Annotated in this window: 14 protein-coding genes; 13 read left to right on the plus strand and 1 reads right to left on the minus strand. The window is 72.7% G+C overall.

All coding sequences use genetic code 11. The features are described from left to right. Window positions 1–284: 284 nt before the first annotated feature. The gene (locus FM125_RS01055) at window positions 285–2,057 is read right to left on the minus strand and encodes a choice-of-anchor I family protein (RefSeq protein WP_087133369.1); all 1,773 of its coding nucleotides are present in this window, start codon (window positions 2,055–2,057) and stop codon (window positions 285–287) included. Window positions 2,058–2,421: 364 nt separating this feature from the next. On the opposite strand from FM125_RS01055, the gene FM125_RS01060 reads away from it, so the two are divergent. The 13 genes from FM125_RS01060 to pyrR all read left to right on the plus strand — a co-directional run bounded on the left by FM125_RS01060 (window position 2,422) and on the right by pyrR (window position 16,421). Continuing rightward, complete coding sequence (locus tag FM125_RS01060) at window positions 2,422–3,867, plus strand: replication-associated recombination protein A (RefSeq protein ID WP_087133370.1); 1,446 nt, start codon at window positions 2,422–2,424, stop codon at window positions 3,865–3,867. A gap of 286 nt (window positions 3,868–4,153) precedes the next feature. Then, window positions 4,154–4,780 carry a 30S ribosomal protein S4 gene (gene rpsD, locus FM125_RS01065; RefSeq protein ID WP_067189454.1) on the plus strand — a complete coding sequence of 209 codons (627 nt, stop codon included), beginning with the start codon at window positions 4,154–4,156 and terminating at the stop codon, window positions 4,778–4,780. A 238-nt stretch (window positions 4,781–5,018) separates the two neighbouring features. After that, a complete protein-coding gene (locus tag FM125_RS01070; RefSeq protein WP_070639094.1) occupies window positions 5,019–5,438 on the plus strand; it encodes a hypothetical protein in 420 nt (139 codons plus the stop codon). Next, on the plus strand, window positions 5,435–8,146 hold the full coding sequence (alaS, locus tag FM125_RS01075; RefSeq protein ID WP_087133371.1) for an alanine--tRNA ligase: 2,712 nt from the start codon (window positions 5,435–5,437) through the stop codon (window positions 8,144–8,146). The genes FM125_RS01070 and alaS overlap by 4 nt, the downstream gene beginning before the upstream one ends. Continuing rightward, window positions 8,146–8,676 carry a Holliday junction resolvase RuvX gene (gene ruvX, locus FM125_RS01080; protein WP_087133372.1) on the plus strand — a complete coding sequence of 177 codons (531 nt, stop codon included), beginning with the start codon at window positions 8,146–8,148 and terminating at the stop codon, window positions 8,674–8,676. Before alaS ends, ruvX begins: the two co-directional genes overlap by 1 nt. After that, window positions 8,673–10,226: an endolytic transglycosylase MltG gene (mltG, locus tag FM125_RS01085; RefSeq protein ID WP_087133373.1), complete on the plus strand. Its 1,554-nt coding sequence runs from the start codon at window positions 8,673–8,675 to the stop codon at window positions 10,224–10,226. Before ruvX ends, mltG begins: the two co-directional genes overlap by 4 nt. 72 nt (window positions 10,227–10,298) lie before the next feature. Further along, entirely contained in the window at window positions 10,299–11,312 is a 1,014-nt protein-coding gene (locus FM125_RS01090; RefSeq protein WP_087133374.1) for a shikimate dehydrogenase family protein, read from the plus strand. A 167-nt stretch (window positions 11,313–11,479) separates the two neighbouring features. Then, the gene (gene aroC / locus FM125_RS01095) at window positions 11,480–12,712 is read left to right on the plus strand and encodes a chorismate synthase (protein ID WP_087133375.1); all 1,233 of its coding nucleotides are present in this window, start codon (window positions 11,480–11,482) and stop codon (window positions 12,710–12,712) included. After that, complete coding sequence (locus tag FM125_RS01100) at window positions 12,709–13,338, plus strand: shikimate kinase (RefSeq protein WP_227718812.1); 630 nt, start codon at window positions 12,709–12,711, stop codon at window positions 13,336–13,338. Before aroC ends, FM125_RS01100 begins: the two co-directional genes overlap by 4 nt. Before the next feature lie 9 nt (window positions 13,339–13,347). Further along, window positions 13,348–14,535, plus strand: coding sequence for a 3-dehydroquinate synthase (gene aroB / locus FM125_RS01105; protein ID WP_083315294.1), 1,188 nt, complete (start codon window positions 13,348–13,350; stop codon window positions 14,533–14,535). Between the two features lie 101 nt (window positions 14,536–14,636). Continuing rightward, on the plus strand, window positions 14,637–15,200 hold the full coding sequence (gene efp / locus FM125_RS01110) for an elongation factor P (protein WP_067189464.1): 564 nt from the start codon (window positions 14,637–14,639) through the stop codon (window positions 15,198–15,200). Further along, window positions 15,193–15,636 carry a transcription antitermination factor NusB gene (gene nusB / locus FM125_RS01115; RefSeq protein WP_067189466.1) on the plus strand — a complete coding sequence of 148 codons (444 nt, stop codon included), beginning with the start codon at window positions 15,193–15,195 and terminating at the stop codon, window positions 15,634–15,636. Before efp ends, nusB begins: the two co-directional genes overlap by 8 nt. 182 nt (window positions 15,637–15,818) lie before the next feature. Continuing rightward, window positions 15,819–16,421, plus strand: a complete 603-nt coding sequence (gene pyrR, locus FM125_RS01120) for a bifunctional pyr operon transcriptional regulator/uracil phosphoribosyltransferase PyrR (RefSeq protein ID WP_067189468.1) — start codon at window positions 15,819–15,821, stop codon at window positions 16,419–16,421.

Below are 16,421 nucleotides of genomic sequence, written 5' to 3' on the forward strand. Positions count from 1 at the left end.
CACGTCCCCCAGAGGACGCACGCCCCGTCTCCGGCGCGTCCCCCAGAGGACGCACGCCCCGTCTCCGGCGCGTCCCCCAGAGGACGCACGCCCCGTCTCCGGCACGTCCCCCCAGAAGAATGCACGACGACGGAGCGCACCTGACAGCGTCAGGTGCGCTCCGTCGTCGGGATGGGTGCGGCGCGGCCGTGCTATGACCGACCGTCTGTGTGCGGTGCGTCGGAATCCGGCCCGTCAGGACCTCGATTCCGACCCGTGGCACACAGCCGACGTCCGCGGCCGGCTCACTTCCGGGTGGGATTCACCTCGTAGACGGTGGTGGAGCCGGAGACCTCGTTGGCCACGATCAGCAGGGCCACACCGGACGGGGACTCGGAGGCGGGGACGAACTCGAGGCCCTCGGCGCCCATGTCGCCGTAGTTCGCCTCGTCGCCCTCCTCTGCGTCCCAGTTGCGCTCGTTGACGTAGTCCACGAAGGTCGCGGCGGTCGGGTCGGTGATGTCGAAGACCATCACGCCGCCGATGCGCTCCAGTCCCAGGAAGGCGTAGGTGCGGCCCTGGACCTTGCCGACCACCACGGACTCCGGCTCCGGACCCTTGTCGTCGGAGCGGCTGTCGAAGGACGGGGTCTCGTCGTTGTTGGCGTTGAACGCCTCGACCGGCAGCTCGCCGGCGGCGATCAGGTCCGCGATGGTCTGCTCCACCAGGCCGGCGGAGTCGAAGAGGCGCTCCCCGTCCGCGGTGTAGACGGAGAAGCCGCGGCCGCCCAGGGTGTGCAGCTGGGCGATGCACTCGCGCTCGGCGTCCCAGCCGAGGTCGGTGAGCACGTTGAGGCGGCCGAGGTTCTCGTTCTTCTGCAGTTCGGCAGCATTCGGGTACTCGGCCTCGCAGAGGGTCAGGTCCTTCACGCGCTCGGTGTCCACGTAGTCGCCCCACTCGCGGGAGTCTCCCTCGTTGGCGGTGAGGATCAGGTCCTGGCCGCGGTGGTGGTAGACGTCGATGCCGTCCGGCATGGGGACCCCGAGCACCGGCCAGTGACGCAGCTCGATGCCGGAGTCCCGGTTGGAGGCGTCGAACTTCCCCTCGGTGGACCAGTCGGTGAGCTGCAGGGCCCAGAAGTCCTTCAGGGAGGCCGACTTCAGGTCCACGGCAGCCACCGCGTTGGCCTCCTGCACGGAGACGTAGGCGGTGCGGCCGGTCGGGTCGATGGTGACGTACTCCGGCTCGAGGTTGCGGGCGATGTACCCGGCGTCCGGCTGGCCGGCCGGGGTCTGCACGTCCGGGCCGAACACGCGGACGCCCTCCGGCAGCTTGGTGCCCTCGTCGAAGGCGCGGAAGTCCACGGTGCGCACCGAGTCCTGGGACAGGCGGGAGAACTGCTGCGCGTTCCTCGGGACGGTGATCACGGAGATCGAGCCCTCCGGGTCCACGGAGAAGTCGTCGGCCGGCTCGCCCTCGTTGGCCACCACGGCGTAGCCGCCGGAGAAGGCCACGGAGTCCGGGAGGGCGCCCACGCGGACGGCGCCGAGCGGGGCCAGAGTGGAGGTCTGGAAGAAGGCGACCCAGCCGAGGTCGGTCTTCTCCGGGGCCTCGACCGAGACGGCCATGATGCCGCCGTGCACGGCCACCGAGTTCACGGTGGAGCCGGCCGGGATCACCGAGCCGTCCGCGGCGGCCACGCCGGCCATCTCGAGGGTGGAGGAGTAGGTCGGGGCGGCGGCGCCGTCCACGTCCAGCACGTCCACGGCGCCGTTCTCCGCGTTGACCACGAAGAGGCGGTCGGTCGAGGCGTCGAAGGCCGGGATCTCGGCGGCCGAGGCGTCGAACACGCCGGTCTCGTGGGTGCCGGCCGGGGACAGCTCCACGGTCTTGCCGGAGGGGTTGGCCTTCTGGCCGTGGCCCTTGCCGTGGTTGCCCGCGTGGTGGCCCTTCTGCGCGGCGGCCGAGTGCGGGGCCGGGGCGGCGGTGGTGGCGGGGGCGAGGACCGCGGCGGACAGGGCCGTGGCGGTCAGGGCGGTCGCGGCCGCGGCGGCGACGGTGCGGTGCAGGGTGCGCATGGGCGGGGAGACTTCCTTCGTCGGTTCGGCCGTCGGGCGCAGCGCAGCGCCCGGGCATCGGCGGGGCCCGTCCACCTGACACGTCCCGGGTGAACCCAAGGTGAGCGCTGTGTGACGCGGTCGGCACGGGAAGCGGAACGGCCGTCGTCGGGACGGCGGCCGTCAGGACGACGGCCGGCCGTCAGGACGACGGCCGGCCGGAACGGGCACCGCCGCCGTTGCCAGGGGCCCCGTCGCGCAGGATCGTCCCCGCCCCTGCGCGGGTGCCGTGCGGCGGCGGATGCGGGCGCCTGCACGGACTGCCGGTGCGCACCGCGCCCCGCCCGTCCACCGTGTCCGGCCGAAGCCCTAGGCTGGTGGGGCCATGAACGACCTCTTCACCTCCGCCCAGGACCCCGACGACGGCGCCTCGCCCTCCGGCGACCGCCGGGCCTCGGGCGTGTCCCGCCAGGCCGAGGCGTCCGTGCGCTCCTCGGCCGCGCCGCTGGCGGTGCGCATGCGTCCGAGGTCGGTGGAGGAGATCCTCGGCCAGGACCACCTGCTCCGCCCCGGTTCCCCGCTGCGCAAGCTCGCCGCCGCCTCGGGCGAGGGCTACACGGGTGCTGCGGGGCCCAGCTCGATCATCCTGTACGGGCCGCCGGGCATCGGCAAGACGACCATCGCGCACGTGATCGCCCGCGGCGAGGGCCGGAGGTTCGTGGAGCTGTCCGCCATCTCCGCCGGTGTGAAGGACGTCCGCCAGGTGATGGACCGCGCCCGTGAGGAGCGCGACCTCTACGGGCGCACCACCGTGCTGTTCCTGGACGAGATCCACCGCTTCACCAAGGCTCAGCAGGACGCGCTGCTGCCGGGCGTGGAGAACCGCTGGGTGGTGCTCGTGGCGGCCACCACGGAGAACCCGAGCTTCTCGGTGATCGCCCCGCTGCTGTCCCGCTCCCTGCTGCTCACCCTGCGTCCACTGGAGGACGCGCACATCGAGGGGCTGCTCGTCCGGGCGGTGGAGGACGAACGCGGCCTGAACGGCGCCGTGGTCCTCTCCGAGGCGGCCCGGGACTACCTCGTGCGCATGGCCGGCGGCGACGCCCGCCGGTCCCTGACCGTCCTGGAGGCCGCCGCCGGCGTCGCCCTGGACCGCGTGGAGCAGGAGGGCCTCGACGAGGACGAGGAGGGCATCACCGTCACCGAGGCCGACGCCGCACAGGCCATGGACCGCGCCGTCCAGCGCTACGACAAGGACGGCGACCAGCACTACGACGTCATCTCCGCGTTCATCAAGTCCATCCGCGGCTCGGACGTGGACGCCGCCATGCACTACCTCGCCCGGATGCTGGAGGCGGGAGAGGACCCGCGGTTCATCGCCCGGCGCCTGATCATCTCCGCCTCCGAGGACGTGGGCATGGCCGACCCCACCGCGCTGCAGACCGCGGTGGCCGCCGCGCAGGCCGTTCAGCTGATCGGCATGCCGGAGGGGCGGATCGTCCTCGGCCAGGCGGTCACCCACCTGGCGACCGCGCCGAAGTCCAACGCCAGCTACAACGCGGTGAACGCCGCCATCGCGGACGTGCGCGCCGGCGGCACCGGCCAGGTCCCGCTGCACCTGCGCGACGCCCACTATCCGGGCGCCGCAGCCCTCGGCCACGGCAAGGGCTACGTGTACTCGCACGACGAGCCGCACGCCGTCGCCCGCCAGCAGTACGCCCCGGACCCGCTCGTGGGGAAGGACTACTACGTCCCCAAGCGGATCGGCCACGAGAAGCGCCTGGCCGAGCAGGTCGCCGCGCTGCGCCGCATCCTCCGCGGCGCCGGCTGAGACACCTGGTAGAGTGGTCCACCGTCTGGCAGGCGTCGCGTCCCAGACGGTCCCCCTCATCCCGCTGAGAACGGGCACAAGTGTGCCCGGCACGGCTGCGTGGGGGAGCGCGGCGCCGTGGTGACGACGGGCCCGCGATGCGCCCCTCAGCCCTCCGACGGATCGACCGGAGGCCAGGTTCCGCACCGTTCTCGACCCCGCACGGCCACGCCGTGCCCGGGCGCTTGACGGCGGCGCGGAGACAAACCCGAACGGCATCGCACGTCAAGGAAAGTGAGGACCACCCATGAGTGGCAACCTGCGCACCCGCCGCACCGTGCGGCACTCCCGCGCCCTGGGCATCGCCCTGACCCCGAAGGCCGAGAAGTACATGGAGCGCCGTCCGTACGGCCCCGGTCAGCACGGCCGCGCCCGTCGCCGGGCGGACTCCGACTACGCGGTGCGCCTGAAGGAGAAGCAGCGCCTGCGCGCCCAGTACAACATCCGCGAGGCCCAGATGCGTCGCTACTTCGAGGAGGCCAAGCGCACCGAGGGCCTGACCGGTGAGAACCTGGTCGAGCTGCTCGAGATGCGCCTGGACGCCCTGGTGCTGCGCGCCGGCTTCGCCCGCACCATCCAGCAGGCCCGCCAGTTCGTCGTGCACCGCCACATCACCGTGAACGGCAAGCGCGTCGACATCCCGTCCTTCCGTGTGAAGGAGGGCCAGGTCATCGAGGTGCACGAGCGCTCCGCCAAGTTCGAGCCCTTCCAGGTCGCCGCCGCCGGCGCCCACCAGCAGGTCCTGCCGGCCACCCCGGGCTACCTGACGGTGGAGATCGACAAGCTGCGCGCCACCCTGTCCCGCCGCCCCAAGCGCTCCGAGGTCCCGGTGACCTGCGAGGAGCAGCTTGTGGTCGAGTACTACGCGCGCTGATCCCGTCCCCGTCAGGCCGCCTCGGCGGCTTCACGACGACGTCACGCGTCTCCGGCAGGCCCGGCCCCTCGTCGAGGGGCCGGGCCTCCGGCGTGTCCGGGCCCGTCCGCTGTGTGCGGAATCTCGGGGCCAGGCCCGGGGATTCTGCGGCGTTCTGCCGCTGACCGGCGGTAAAGTCGTCCAGGACCGTGTCCCAGATCGACGAGCGCCCGTGCAGCGGGGCAGAAGGTGGGCAGCGATGATCAAGCAGGTGCTGATGCTCGGCGCCGGTGCCGCCGCAGGCTGGATCGGCCACATGGCCCTGGGCAGGGGCCGCGACGCCGCGGCCGTCAAGGCCGAGGAGACGCTGCGCACCACCCTCCATCCGTCCACTCTCGGCCGCAACGCCGGGGCCGCCACCGCCACCCTGCTCGCCGAGGGCGTCCGTGGCTTCGCCGCCCAGCTGCGCGAGGAGGTCCCCGCCTGGAGGACCGTCTCCGACCGCCTCGGCACCCAGGGCCGCCAGACCATCAGCGGCGAGACCGTGGACGCCCCGTCCGCCGCGGGCACCGGCGCCCCCGGGCAGGGCGCCGCCGGATCCGCCGCCGCGCAGGGCGCCGCGACCGGGCACGAGACCACCACGACCCCGCAGACCACCTCCGAGGAGCACACCGCATGAAGACCCAGGACATCGCCCAGCGCTGGCTGGACTTCTTCGAGAAGAAGGGCCACACCGTGGTCCCGTCCTCCTCCCTGGTGTCCCCGGACCCGTCCCTGCTGTTCACGGTGGCCGGCATGGTGCCCTTCATCCCCTATTTCCTGGGCGAGCAGACGCCGCCGTACGAGCGCGCCGTGTCCGTCCAGAAGTGCATCCGCACCGCGGACATCGAGGAGGTCGGCAAGACCGTCCGCCACGGGACCTTCTTCCAGATGTGCGGCAACTTCTCCTTCGGCGACTACTTCAAGGAGAAGGCCATCCCGATGGCCTGGGAGCTGCTCACCACCCCGCAGGAGGAGGGCGGCTACGGCCTGGACCCGGACCGTCTGTGGGTGACCGTCTACAACGACGACGACGAGACCGCGCAGATCTGGCAGGACGTGGTGGGGCTGCCGCCCGAGCGCATCCAGCGCATGGGCGAGGAGGACAACTACTGGAACACCGGCCAGCCCGGCCCGGGCGGCCCGTGCTCCGAGATCTACTTCGACCGCGGCCCCGAGTACGGCGTCGAGGGAGGCCCGGCGGCGGACGACACCCGCTACCTGGAGATCTGGAACCTCGTGTTCATGCAGTACCGCCTCTCCGCGGTCCGCTCCAAGGACGACTTCGACATCGCCGGCGAGCTGCAGCACAAGAACATCGACACCGGCCTCGGCCTCGAGCGCCTCGCCATGCTCCTGCAGGGCGTGGAGAACATGTACGAGACGGACCAGGTGCGCCCGGTCCTGGACCGCGCCGCCGAGCTGGCCGGCGTGGAGTACACCTCCACCGAGGACCCGAAGGACCCGCACTACGACGACGACGTGCGCCTGCGCATGATCGCCGACCACGTGCGCTCCTCGCTGATGCTCATCTCGGACGGTGTCACCCCGGGCAACGAGGGCCGCGGCTACGTGCTGCGCCGGCTGATCCGCCGCGTCATCCGCGCCATGCGCCTGATGGGGGTGACGGACCCGGTGCTGCCGGAGCTGCTGCCCGTCTCCCGTGACGCGATGGCCGGCACCTACCCGGTGGTCGCCGAGCAGTGGGACCGCATCCGCCGCGTGGCGTTCAACGAGGAGAAAACCTTCTCCCGCACCATCGCCGCCGGCACTGCGCGCCTGGACGCCGCGGTCTCCACCGCGAAGTCCGAGGGGCACGGTCTGGCCGGCAGGGACGCCTTCGAACTGCACGACACCTACGGCTTCCCGATCGAGCTGACCCTCGAGATGGCCGCTGAGGCCGGCGTCGAGGTGGACGAGGCCGGATTCCGCGCGCTCATGCAACAGCAGCGCGACCGCGCCCGTGCGGACGCCAAGTCCAAGAAGTCCGGCCATGCGAACACCGAGGTGTACCAGCAGCTGCGCGGCCAGGGGCAGACGCACTTCACCGGGTACACCGAGTTCGCCACCGAGTCTGTCATCCGCGGCCTGATCGCGGACGGCGCCTCCGTGCAGTCCGCCTCCGCCGGCCAGGAGCTGGACCTGGTGCTCGACGCCACCCCGTTCTACGCGGAGGCCGGCGGCCAGGCCGCGGACCGCGGCGTCATCACCGGCGACGGCTTCGAGCTGGACGTCCTGGACGTCCAGGCCCCGGTGAAGGGCCTGTCCGTGCATCGCGTCCGCGTCAGGCAGGGCGAGGTCTCCGCCGGGGCCGCCGCCCTCGGATCCATCGACGTGCAGCGCCGCCTGGACGCCGAGAAGGCGCACACCGGCACGCACATCGTGCACGCCGCCCTGCACGAGATCCTCGGCAGGGAGGCCACGCAGTCCGGCTCCTTCAACAAGGAGGGGTACCTGCGCTTCGACTTCCGCTGGTCCGAGGCCGTCTCCCCGATGGCCCGCTCGGAGATCGAGGACCTCGCCAACGTCGCCATCCGGGACAACCACACCGTCCTGACCAAGGAGATGTCCCTGGACGAGGCCAAGGCCATGGGCGCCCTGTCCCTGTTCGGCGAGAAGTACGGCGACCGCGTCCGCGTGGTCGAGATCAACGGCGACTTCTCCCGTGAGCTCTGCGGCGGCACCCATGTGAACCGCACCGCGGAGATCGGCGCCCTGACCCTGCTCGGCGAGCAGTCCGTGGGCTCGGGCAACCGCCGCGTGGAGGCCCTCGTGGGCCTGGACGCGTTCCGACACCTGGCCGCCGAGCGCACCCTCGTCTCGGACCTGTCCGAGATGTTCAAGGCTCCGGCCGACCAGCTCAAGGACCGCATCGGCGCGACCATGGAGAAGCTCAAGGCCGCCGAGCGGCAGATCGCCGAGCTCAAGGCCGCGCAGCTGCAGGCCGAGGCCGGCCGGCTCGTGGCCGAGGCGCAGGAGGTGACCACCGCCGGCGGCACTGCCGTCACGGTGCTCGCCCACCACGCCGGTGCCGTGGACGGCGGCCAGCTGCGCTCGCTCGTGCTGGACCTGCGCACGCGACTGGAGTCCGCCGCCGGCAACGCCGCGGGCACCCCGGTGCTCGTCGCCATGACCGCCGAGGCCAAGGGACGTCCGCTCATCGTGGCCGCCACCAACGAGGCCGCCCGCGCGGCGGGCCTGAAGGCCGGTGCCATGGTCAAGGTCGCCACCGGCGTGCTCGGCGGCGGAGGCGGCGGCAAGGACGACGTCGCCCAGGGCGGCGGTCAGGACGCCGCCAAGGTCGACGAGGCCCTGCGGGCCGTGGCCGAGGCGGTCCGCTCCGCGTGATGACCGAGCAGCAGCCGGACATCGGCACCGACGCCGTGCGCCGCGGGCGCACCCTCGGCGTCGACGTCGGGCGCGCCCGCGTCGGCCTGGCGTCCGCGGACCCAGACGGGCTGATCGCCACCCCGCTGCGCACCCTGCGGCGCGACGCGAAGAAGGGCTCGGACGTGCGGCTGGCCGTGCAGGAGGCCCTCGAGGCGGAGGCGGTGGCCGTCTACGTCGGTCTGCCGCTGAACCTGCAGGGGCAGTGGACCCCGTCCACCGAGGACGCCGTGGCCTACGCGTCCCGGCTCGCCGAGGCCTTGGCCGAGGCCGGCTCGGGCGCCGTCGTCCGCCTCGTGGACGAGCGCATGTCCACAGTGACGGCGCAGCGCGGGCTGCAGGCCTCGGGGCGCTCCGTCAAGGACAGCCGTGAGGTGATCGACCAGGCCGCGGCCGTGGCCATCCTGCAGGCTGCCGTGGACACGCAGCGTCGGACCGGCGCGTGGGCCGGCGACCCCGTCGACGACGTCATCCGGAAGGAGACCCAGTGACCCGCCCCGGAGACGAGACGCCCCCGGAGGCCGACCCGCATCAGGGCCCGTTCGAGAGCCTGCCGTCGAGCGTCCCGGACGACGACCTGGTCGACACCTTTCGCCTGCCGGGCGAGCCGGCTCGCAGCACGGAGGCCGCCCCCGTGCACCCGGACGGTCCCGCGGCGCCGTCTCCGGAAGACCATGCCGCCGGTCAGGCCGGTCAGGACCCTGCCGCGTCCGCCGGCGCCTCCGGCCCTCCCCACGACGGCCGCCCTGCCGGGCAGGGCGTCTCGCCCGGGCCGACGGACGACTCCGACGGCGCCCCTGCCGCCGGCTCCGGCGACCGGCGCACCTCAGGTGCGGGCCGTCGTCGTGACGAGGAGCTGTATGCCCCCGGCGAGGAGCCGCGCGAGGTGGACCCGGACGACGCCGGCTGGTCCCTGCTCGGCGCCCAGGACGACCGCGAGGACGCGCAGGGTGAAACGGAAGAGGACCCCGTGGCCGCCGAACGACGACGCCTCCGCCGGCGGCGCCGGATCCGAGGCATCATCGTCATCGGCGTGCTGGTCCTGGTGATCGGCTCGATCCTCTCCCGTGTCATCGGCGGCCTGCTGCCCGGCGACGCCGCGGACTACCCGCGCACCAGCGGGGACACGGTCACCTTCACCGTGAACGACGGCGAAGGCGCGATCCTCATCGGCCGGCGCCTCGAGGAGGCCGGGATCGTGGCCTCGGCTGAGGCGTTCAGACAAGCCGCCGAGATGTCCCCGGGCAAGCACATCCAGCCGGGCGAGTACGACATGCAGGAGCAGATGACCGCCGAGGACGCGGTGGAGTCGCTCCAGGGCGCCGGCCGCGGGGCCGTCGCCTACGTGGCGGTCAACCGGGGCGAGCGCCTGCAGGAGGTCCTCGACTCCCTGGCCGCCGCGACGCCCCACGACCGCGCCGAGTTCGCCGAGGCCGTCTCCGACCCCCAGAAGTACGGGCTGCCCGAGCAAGCGACGACGGTCGAGGGCTACCTGGCCTCGGGCGAGTACCGCCTGCCGCTGAAGGATTCCGCCGAGGACATGGTCCGCGCGCTGATCGACCCGACCTTCGCGGAGCTGGAGAAGATGGGGGTCACGGACCCGGACGAGCAGTTCCGCACCGTCACGATCGCCTCGATCGTGGAGGCCGAGGCGCTCCCGGACGACTACCCCATGGTGGCCGGCATCATCGAGAACCGTCTGAAGCCTGACAACCGCGAGACCGACGGTCTGCTGCAGATCGACGCGACCGTCATCTACGGCCTGGGCGAGCGGCGCCTGCAGTTCTCCTCCGCCGAGCGCCGCGACAAGTCCAACGAGTACAACACCTACGTACACAAGGGCCTGCCCCCGGGACCGATCGGTGCCCCGTCCCTGAAGGCCATCGACGCGGCGGCGAAGCCGAAGGAGAACGACTACTACTACTGGGTCACCGTGGACATCTCCACGGGCGAGACCAAGTTCGCCAAGACCTACGCCGAACACCAGAAGTACCAGGACGAGTACCGGGCCTACTGCCGCGAGAACCCGGACATCTGCTGACCCGCCCGACGCGCCCCGGCCCGCCTCCGACCGACGGGGACAGGACCGCAGGCGCTTGGGGGAGAGGACGCCATGCATCGCCACGCCGCCGTGATCGGCAGACCGATCGACCACTCGCTGTCCCCACAGCTGCACCGTGCCGCCTACGCCCACCTGGGCCTGCCGATCGACTACGGGCGGCAGGACCTGGCGCCGGAGGAGCTCGACGGCTTCCTGGCCGCCTGCCGTGACGGGTACGTCGGCCTGTCCGTGACCATGCCGCACAAGCAGGCCGCGGCCGCCGCCGCGACGAGCCGGTCGGCGCGGGTGCGGCTGCTCGGCGCTGCGAACACGCTGGTGTGGGGGCATCCGGACCACGGGCACCAGGGCCTCGGCGATACCGTGAGGGGGAACGGGAACGGAGCCGCGCACCAGGCCGACGAGGTGGGGCCGTGGGCCCACAACACCGACGTCGAGGGGATCGTGGGCGCCCTGCGCTTCGCCGGCCTGCGCCCGCTGACCGGCGCAGAGACGGTCGGCGTCGTCGGCAACGGCGGCACGGCCTCGGCCGCCGTGCTGGCCGCCTCCGTGCTGAAGGCCGGCCGGATCGACCTGTTCGTCCGCAGCGCCGAGCGTGCCGCGCCGCTGGTGGCGCTGGCGCGGGAGTGCGGGATGCAGGCACAGGTGCGCGGCCTGGACGAGCTGGCCGCGGCCGCGCCGGGCCTGGCCGCCGTGGTGTGCACGCTGCCGCCGAGGGCCGCCGACCCCCTGGCCGAGCAGCTGGCCTCGGCCCATCGTGACGGTCATGTCCCGGCAGCGGCGGACGGGACGGTCCGCGGCGACGCCGCCGGGCTGCCGCCCCTGCTGGACGCGGCCTACGACCCGTGGCCCTCGGCGATCGCCGGCGCCTGGCAGGACGCCGGAGGCGCGGTGGTGTCCGGCGTGGAGATGCTGCTCTACCAGGCAGTCGAGCAGGTGCGCCTGTTCGCCGCGGCAGCGGTGGCCCAGGGAGCCGAGCCTGCCCTGCGCGAACGCGTGGAGCGGGCAGACTGGGCCGAGGTGACGGACGTGATGGCACGGGCCGTCGGCCTGCCGCCGCGCCACTGATCCGGGCGTGCCGAACCGGGAGCCGGAGTCGGCCCTGGCGACGGCCCCGGCCCTGGTGACGGCCCCCGGCCCAGAGGGGACCACATCCTGGACCGGCAAGTTCGGAGAGTGGACATGCGCGGGGCGAGGGGCCGTCGTCGTGGAGCAGGCGTGAGAGACTGCCGGGCATGGTGCGTTGGCTGACCGCGGGTGAATCGCATGGACCCGCCCTGACCGGAATCATCGAAGGGCTGCCCGCAGGCGTCCCCCTGACCACGAAGGACGTCCAGGACGCCCTCGCGCGGCGACGCCTCGGCTATGGGCGCGGCGCACGCATGACGTTCGAGCAGGACGTGGTGACGCTGCTCGGCGGCGTCCGCCACGGCCTCACCCTCGGCTCCCCGGTCGCGATCCAGGTGGGCAACACCGAGTGGCCCAAGTGGGAGAAGGTCATGTCCGCCGACCCGGTGGACGAGTCCGACCTGGAGGGCCTCGCCCGCGCTGCGAAGCTCACCCGCCCGCGCCCCGGCCATGCCGACCTCACCGGCATGCAGAAGTACGGCTTCGACGAGGCCCGTCCGCTGCTCGAGCGAGCGTCGGCCCGCGAGACCGCCGCCCGCGTCGCCCTCGGCACCGCCGCCCGGAGCCTGCTCGCCGAGCTCGGGGTGCGGATCGTGTCCCACACTGCCGCCTTCGGTGGGGTGAGCCTGCCGGCCGACGCCGACGTCCCGCTCCCCGAGGACGAAGCCCGTCTGGACGAGGATCCGGTGCGCTGCACCGACCCGGAGACCTCCGCAGCGATGGTCGCCGAGGTCGACGCGGCCCGCAAGGAGGGCGAGACCCTCGGCGGCGTGGTCGAGGTGCTCGCCTACGGTGCCCCCATCGGCCTCGGCTCCCACGTGCACTGGGACCGCCGCCTCGACGCGCGTCTGGCCGGTGCCCTCATGGGGATCCAGGCCATCAAGGGCGTGGAGGTCGGTGACGGCTTCGACACGGCTGCCCGGCGCGGCAGCGACGCCCACGACGCCATCGTCCGTGGCGCGGACGGCCGGCCCCGCCGCGCCACCGACCGTGCCGGGGGCATCGAGGCCGGCATGTCCACCGGCGAGGTGCTGCGCGTGCGCGCCGCCATGAAGCCGATCGCCACCGTCCCGCGCGCCCTGGGCACCGTGGACGTGGCCACCGGGGAGGACACCACCGCCCACCATCAGCGCTCCGACGTGGCCGCCGTGCCCGCCGCGGGCATCGTCGCCGAGGCCATGGTGGCCCTTGTCCTGGCCGACGCCGTGATGGAGAAGTTCGGCGGTGACTCGCTGCCGGAGACCAGGCGGAACCTCGAGGCCTTCACCGCCTCGCTCACCCCGCTGCCGGAGCCGACCGGCGAGGCGTCCCACACCCCCATGGGGGACCCGCTGCCGTGAGCCCCACCACCCCCGGCGGCCAGGCCTGGCGCCGGACGGTGCAGGCCGTCGAACGCGAGCTCGAGCGGCTCCGCGTGCCCTCGGCCTGGCTCTGGCGCTGGCGGCTGCGGCGGCGGATCGTGCTGGTCGGCCCCATGGGATGCGGCAAGTCCACCGTCGGCCGGGAGCTGGCGCGGCTCGTGGGGTGTGCGCACCTGGACGCGGACGCCGTCTTCACCCAGGCGCACGGGCCCATCCCGGAGTTCTTCGTCGAGCACGGCGAACCCGCCTTCCGCCGTGCCGAGGAGCAGGTCATGGAACACCTGCTCAGCCGCCACCGTCCGTTCGTGCTCTCCTGCGGCGGGGGCGCGGTGCTCAGCGCCGCCACCCGGCGGCGCCTGAAGGAGTCGGACGACCACGTGGTCCACCTGGACGTGGCCCCGTCCGACGCCCTGCGCAGGGTGCGCGGCGGCCATGGCCGTCCGGCGCTCAAGGGCGACCCGAAGGGGAACTGGGAGCGGCTGCGCAACGAGCGCGACCACCTCTACCGCGAGGTCGCGGACGTGACCATCGACACCACGGGCCTGAGCTCCCAGGACGTCGCCTGGCGTATCGTGGAGTCGGTCCGCCGCCGAAACAAGGAGTGACCGACGCCGATGACCGAACGCCCCCAGGAGCACGAGCAGACCCGCGCCGACGCGGTCTCCGCCGACCCGACCGACCCGGTGGGCGCCCCCGACCCGGGGACCGGCGAGGCCACGGTCATCCCCGTCTCCGGAGGCGCCGCAGCCGCTGCCCGCGGAGGCTACGACGTGGTCGTCGGCCGCGGCCTGCTCGGCCGCCTGCCCGCCATGCTGGGCCCCCACGTCCAGCGGGTGCTGATCATCCACCCCCGCGCCCTGCGCGCCACCGGCGACGTGGTCAAGAACGACCTCGAGGCCGCGGGCCTCACCGCCCTCACCGCAGAGATCCCGGACGCCGAGGAGGGCAAGCACCTCCAGGTCGCAGGCTTCTGCTGGACGGTCCTGGGCCAGAACAACTTCACCCGCTCGGACGCGATCGTCTCCGTGGGCGGCGGAGCCGTCTCCGACCTGGCCGGCTTCGTGGCCGCCACCTGGCTGCGCGGTGTGCGCGTGGTGCACATGCCGACCACCCTGCTCGGCATGGTCGACGCCGCCGTGGGAGGCAAGACCGGCATCAACACGGCCGAGGGCAAGAACCTCGTGGGCTCCTTCCACCCGCCGGCCGGCGTGCTCGCGGACCTGGACACCCTGCTGACCCTGCCGGCCAACGAGCTGATCTCCGGCCTCGCCGAGGTGGTCAAGTGCGGCTTCATCGCAGACCCGACCATCCTCGAGCTCATCGAGGCCGACCCGGAGAAGGCGCAGAACCCCCACTCCGCCGTCCTGCGGGAGCTCATCGAGCGTGCGATCGCCGTCAAGGCCCAGATCGTCACCGACGACCTCAAGGAGACCGGCCGCCGCGAGGCCCTCAACTACGGCCACACCCTGGCACACGCCATCGAGCTGGCCGAGCGCTACCAGTGGCGCCACGGGGCCGCCGTGTCCGTGGGCATGGTCTTCGCCGCCGAGCTCGCCCGCTCCCTGGGCCGCATCGACGACGCGACCGCGGACCGCCACTGGTCCGTGCTCCAGTCCCTCGGCCTGCCGGTGTCCTACCGCGGCGACCGCTGGCAGACCCTCCTCGAGGGCATCCAGCGCGACAAGAAGAACCGCGGAGACCGGCTGCGCTTCGTCCTGCTGGACGGCATCGGCCAGCCGTCCACCGTGGATGTCCCGGACGCCTCGCTGCTGTTCGCGGCCTACCAGGAGATCGCCGAGTGATCCCGGGCCTGCCGTAGACTGGCGGGCGCACATCCGACAAGAAACCGTATCCACTCGCGCGTGCGCTCACCGCCGCGCGTCACGACCGTGGGAGAGAGAACGTGGCAAGCACCAGCGACATCAAGAACGGCGCCGTCCTCAAGCTCGAGGGCCAGCTCTGGAACGTCATCGAGTTCCAGCACGTCAAGCCGGGCAAGGGCGGCGCGTTCGTGCGCACCAAGCTGAAGAACATCACCACCGGCAAGACCGTGGACAAGACGTTCAACGCCGGCGCCAAGGTCGAGCTCGCCACCGTGGACCGCTCGGACTACGAGTACCTGTACCAGGACGGCGAGGACTACGTCTTCATGGACGTGAAGACCTACGACCAGATCCCGGTCTCCGAGGCCGTCGTGGGCGACGCCGCCAAGTACCTCCTCGAGAACGCCAAGGTCACCATCGCCATGAACGAGGGCAGCCCGCTGTACCTCGAGATGCCGGCCTCCGTGGTCCTGGAGATCACCTACACCGAGCCGGGCCTGCAGGGCGACCGCTCCAACGCCGGCACCAAGCCCGCCACTGTGGAGACCGGCGCCGAGGTCCAGGTCCCGCTGTTCGTGGAGCAGGGCACCAAGATCAAGGTCGACACCCGCACCGGCGACTACCTGGGCCGCGTCAATGACTGAGTCCGCCTCCTCCGCCAGGCGCGGCGGGACGGCGCGCAGCCGGTCCCGCCTGCGCGCCGTCGAGATCCTCTTCGAGGCGGAGCAGCGCGGCACGACCCCGGACGAGGGCATCCGTGCCCGCGTCGACCACACCGACCTGCGCGTCAACGCGTACGCCCAGCAGGTGATCGACGGCGTGATCACCGAGCAGGAGCGCCTCGACGAGGCCCTGACCTCCTACTCGCGCGGCTGGTCCCTGGACCGCATGCCCGCCGTCGACCGCGTGATCCTGCGCGTCGGGGCATGGGAACTGCTGTTCAACGACGAGGTCCCGGACGGCGTCGCCGTCGCCGAGGCCGTCACCCTCGCCCAGCAGCTGTCCACCGACGAGTCCCCGGAGTTCGTGAACGGCCTCCTCGGCCGGCTCCAGCAGGTCAAGCCGACCCTGCTCGCCTGAGACGCACCCCACACGCCCGAGGGTCCGGAGCCTGTCACAGAGCAGGTCTGCGGGCCCTCGGTGTTGGTAGGGTGGGAACCGCGCGCTACGGCCTGTGGGCCGAGCGGCCCGCACGCCCGGCAGACCGGGCACGATCGCATCCTTTAACGTCCGTCCCGTGAGGCGGGGAAGGAGGCGCCGGCATGGGAGCAGATCCCACCGCACCTCGCTCTGACCGAGCCCGAGCCGCCCGGACCGTGCTGTCCGGAGCGGACATCCAGCGCGTGCTCACGCGCATCGCCCACGAGATCCTGGAGTCCAACCGCGGCGCCCAGGACCTGATCCTGTTGGGCATCCCCAGCCGTGGCGTGCCGCTGGCGCAGCGCCTCGGCGAGATCGTCGCCCGCATCGACCCGTCCTTCGACGCCGCCGCCTCCGTCGGCCAGCTCGACGTGACCCTCTACCGCGACGACCTGCGCCGCTCCACGTCCCGCACCCCTGCACCGACCCGGGTCCCCGACCGTGGCCTGGACGGCGCCGTCGTCGTGCTCGTCGACGACGTGCTGTTCTCCGGCCGCACCGTCCGTGCCGCCCTGGACGCCGTCGCCGACCTGGGCCGTCCCGCGGCCGTGCGCCTGGCCACCCTCGTGGACCGCGGCCACCGCGAGCTGCCCATCCGCGCCGACTTCGTGGGCAAGAACCTCCCGACCTCCACCGCCGAGCGCGTGCACGTGGTCCTGTCCGAGACGGACGGAACGGACGTCGAGGACGCCGTGGTCATCACCGACGCCGAGAAGGAGGCCTGA

The sequence above is a fragment of the Micrococcus lylae genome (assembly GCF_900163825.1).
In the GTDB taxonomy this organism is placed as follows: Bacteria; Actinomycetota; Actinomycetes; order Actinomycetales; family Micrococcaceae; genus Micrococcus; species Micrococcus lylae.

Excerpts from the sequence above, each read along its gene's own strand:
- FM125_RS01055 (WP_087133369.1), bottom strand. The coding sequence starts at position 2,057 with ATGCGCACCCTGCACCGCACCGTCGCCGCCGCGGCCGCGACCGCCCTG.
- FM125_RS01060 (WP_087133370.1), top strand. The coding sequence starts at position 2,422 with ATGAACGACCTCTTCACCTCCGCCCAGGACCCCGACGACGGCGCCTCG.
- rpsD (WP_067189454.1), top strand. The coding sequence starts at position 4,154 with ATGAGTGGCAACCTGCGCACCCGCCGCACCGTGCGGCACTCCCGCGCC.
- FM125_RS01070 (WP_070639094.1), top strand. The coding sequence starts at position 5,019 with ATGATCAAGCAGGTGCTGATGCTCGGCGCCGGTGCCGCCGCAGGCTGG.
- alaS (WP_087133371.1), top strand. The coding sequence starts at position 5,435 with ATGAAGACCCAGGACATCGCCCAGCGCTGGCTGGACTTCTTCGAGAAG.
- ruvX (WP_087133372.1), top strand. The coding sequence starts at position 8,146 with ATGACCGAGCAGCAGCCGGACATCGGCACCGACGCCGTGCGCCGCGGG.
- FM125_RS01090 (WP_087133374.1), top strand. The coding sequence starts at position 10,299 with ATGCATCGCCACGCCGCCGTGATCGGCAGACCGATCGACCACTCGCTG.
- aroC (WP_087133375.1), top strand. The coding sequence starts at position 11,480 with ATGGTGCGTTGGCTGACCGCGGGTGAATCGCATGGACCCGCCCTGACC.
- aroB (WP_083315294.1), top strand. The coding sequence starts at position 13,348 with ATGACCGAACGCCCCCAGGAGCACGAGCAGACCCGCGCCGACGCGGTC.
- nusB (WP_067189466.1), top strand. The coding sequence starts at position 15,193 with ATGACTGAGTCCGCCTCCTCCGCCAGGCGCGGCGGGACGGCGCGCAGC.
- pyrR (WP_067189468.1), top strand. The coding sequence starts at position 15,819 with ATGGGAGCAGATCCCACCGCACCTCGCTCTGACCGAGCCCGAGCCGCC.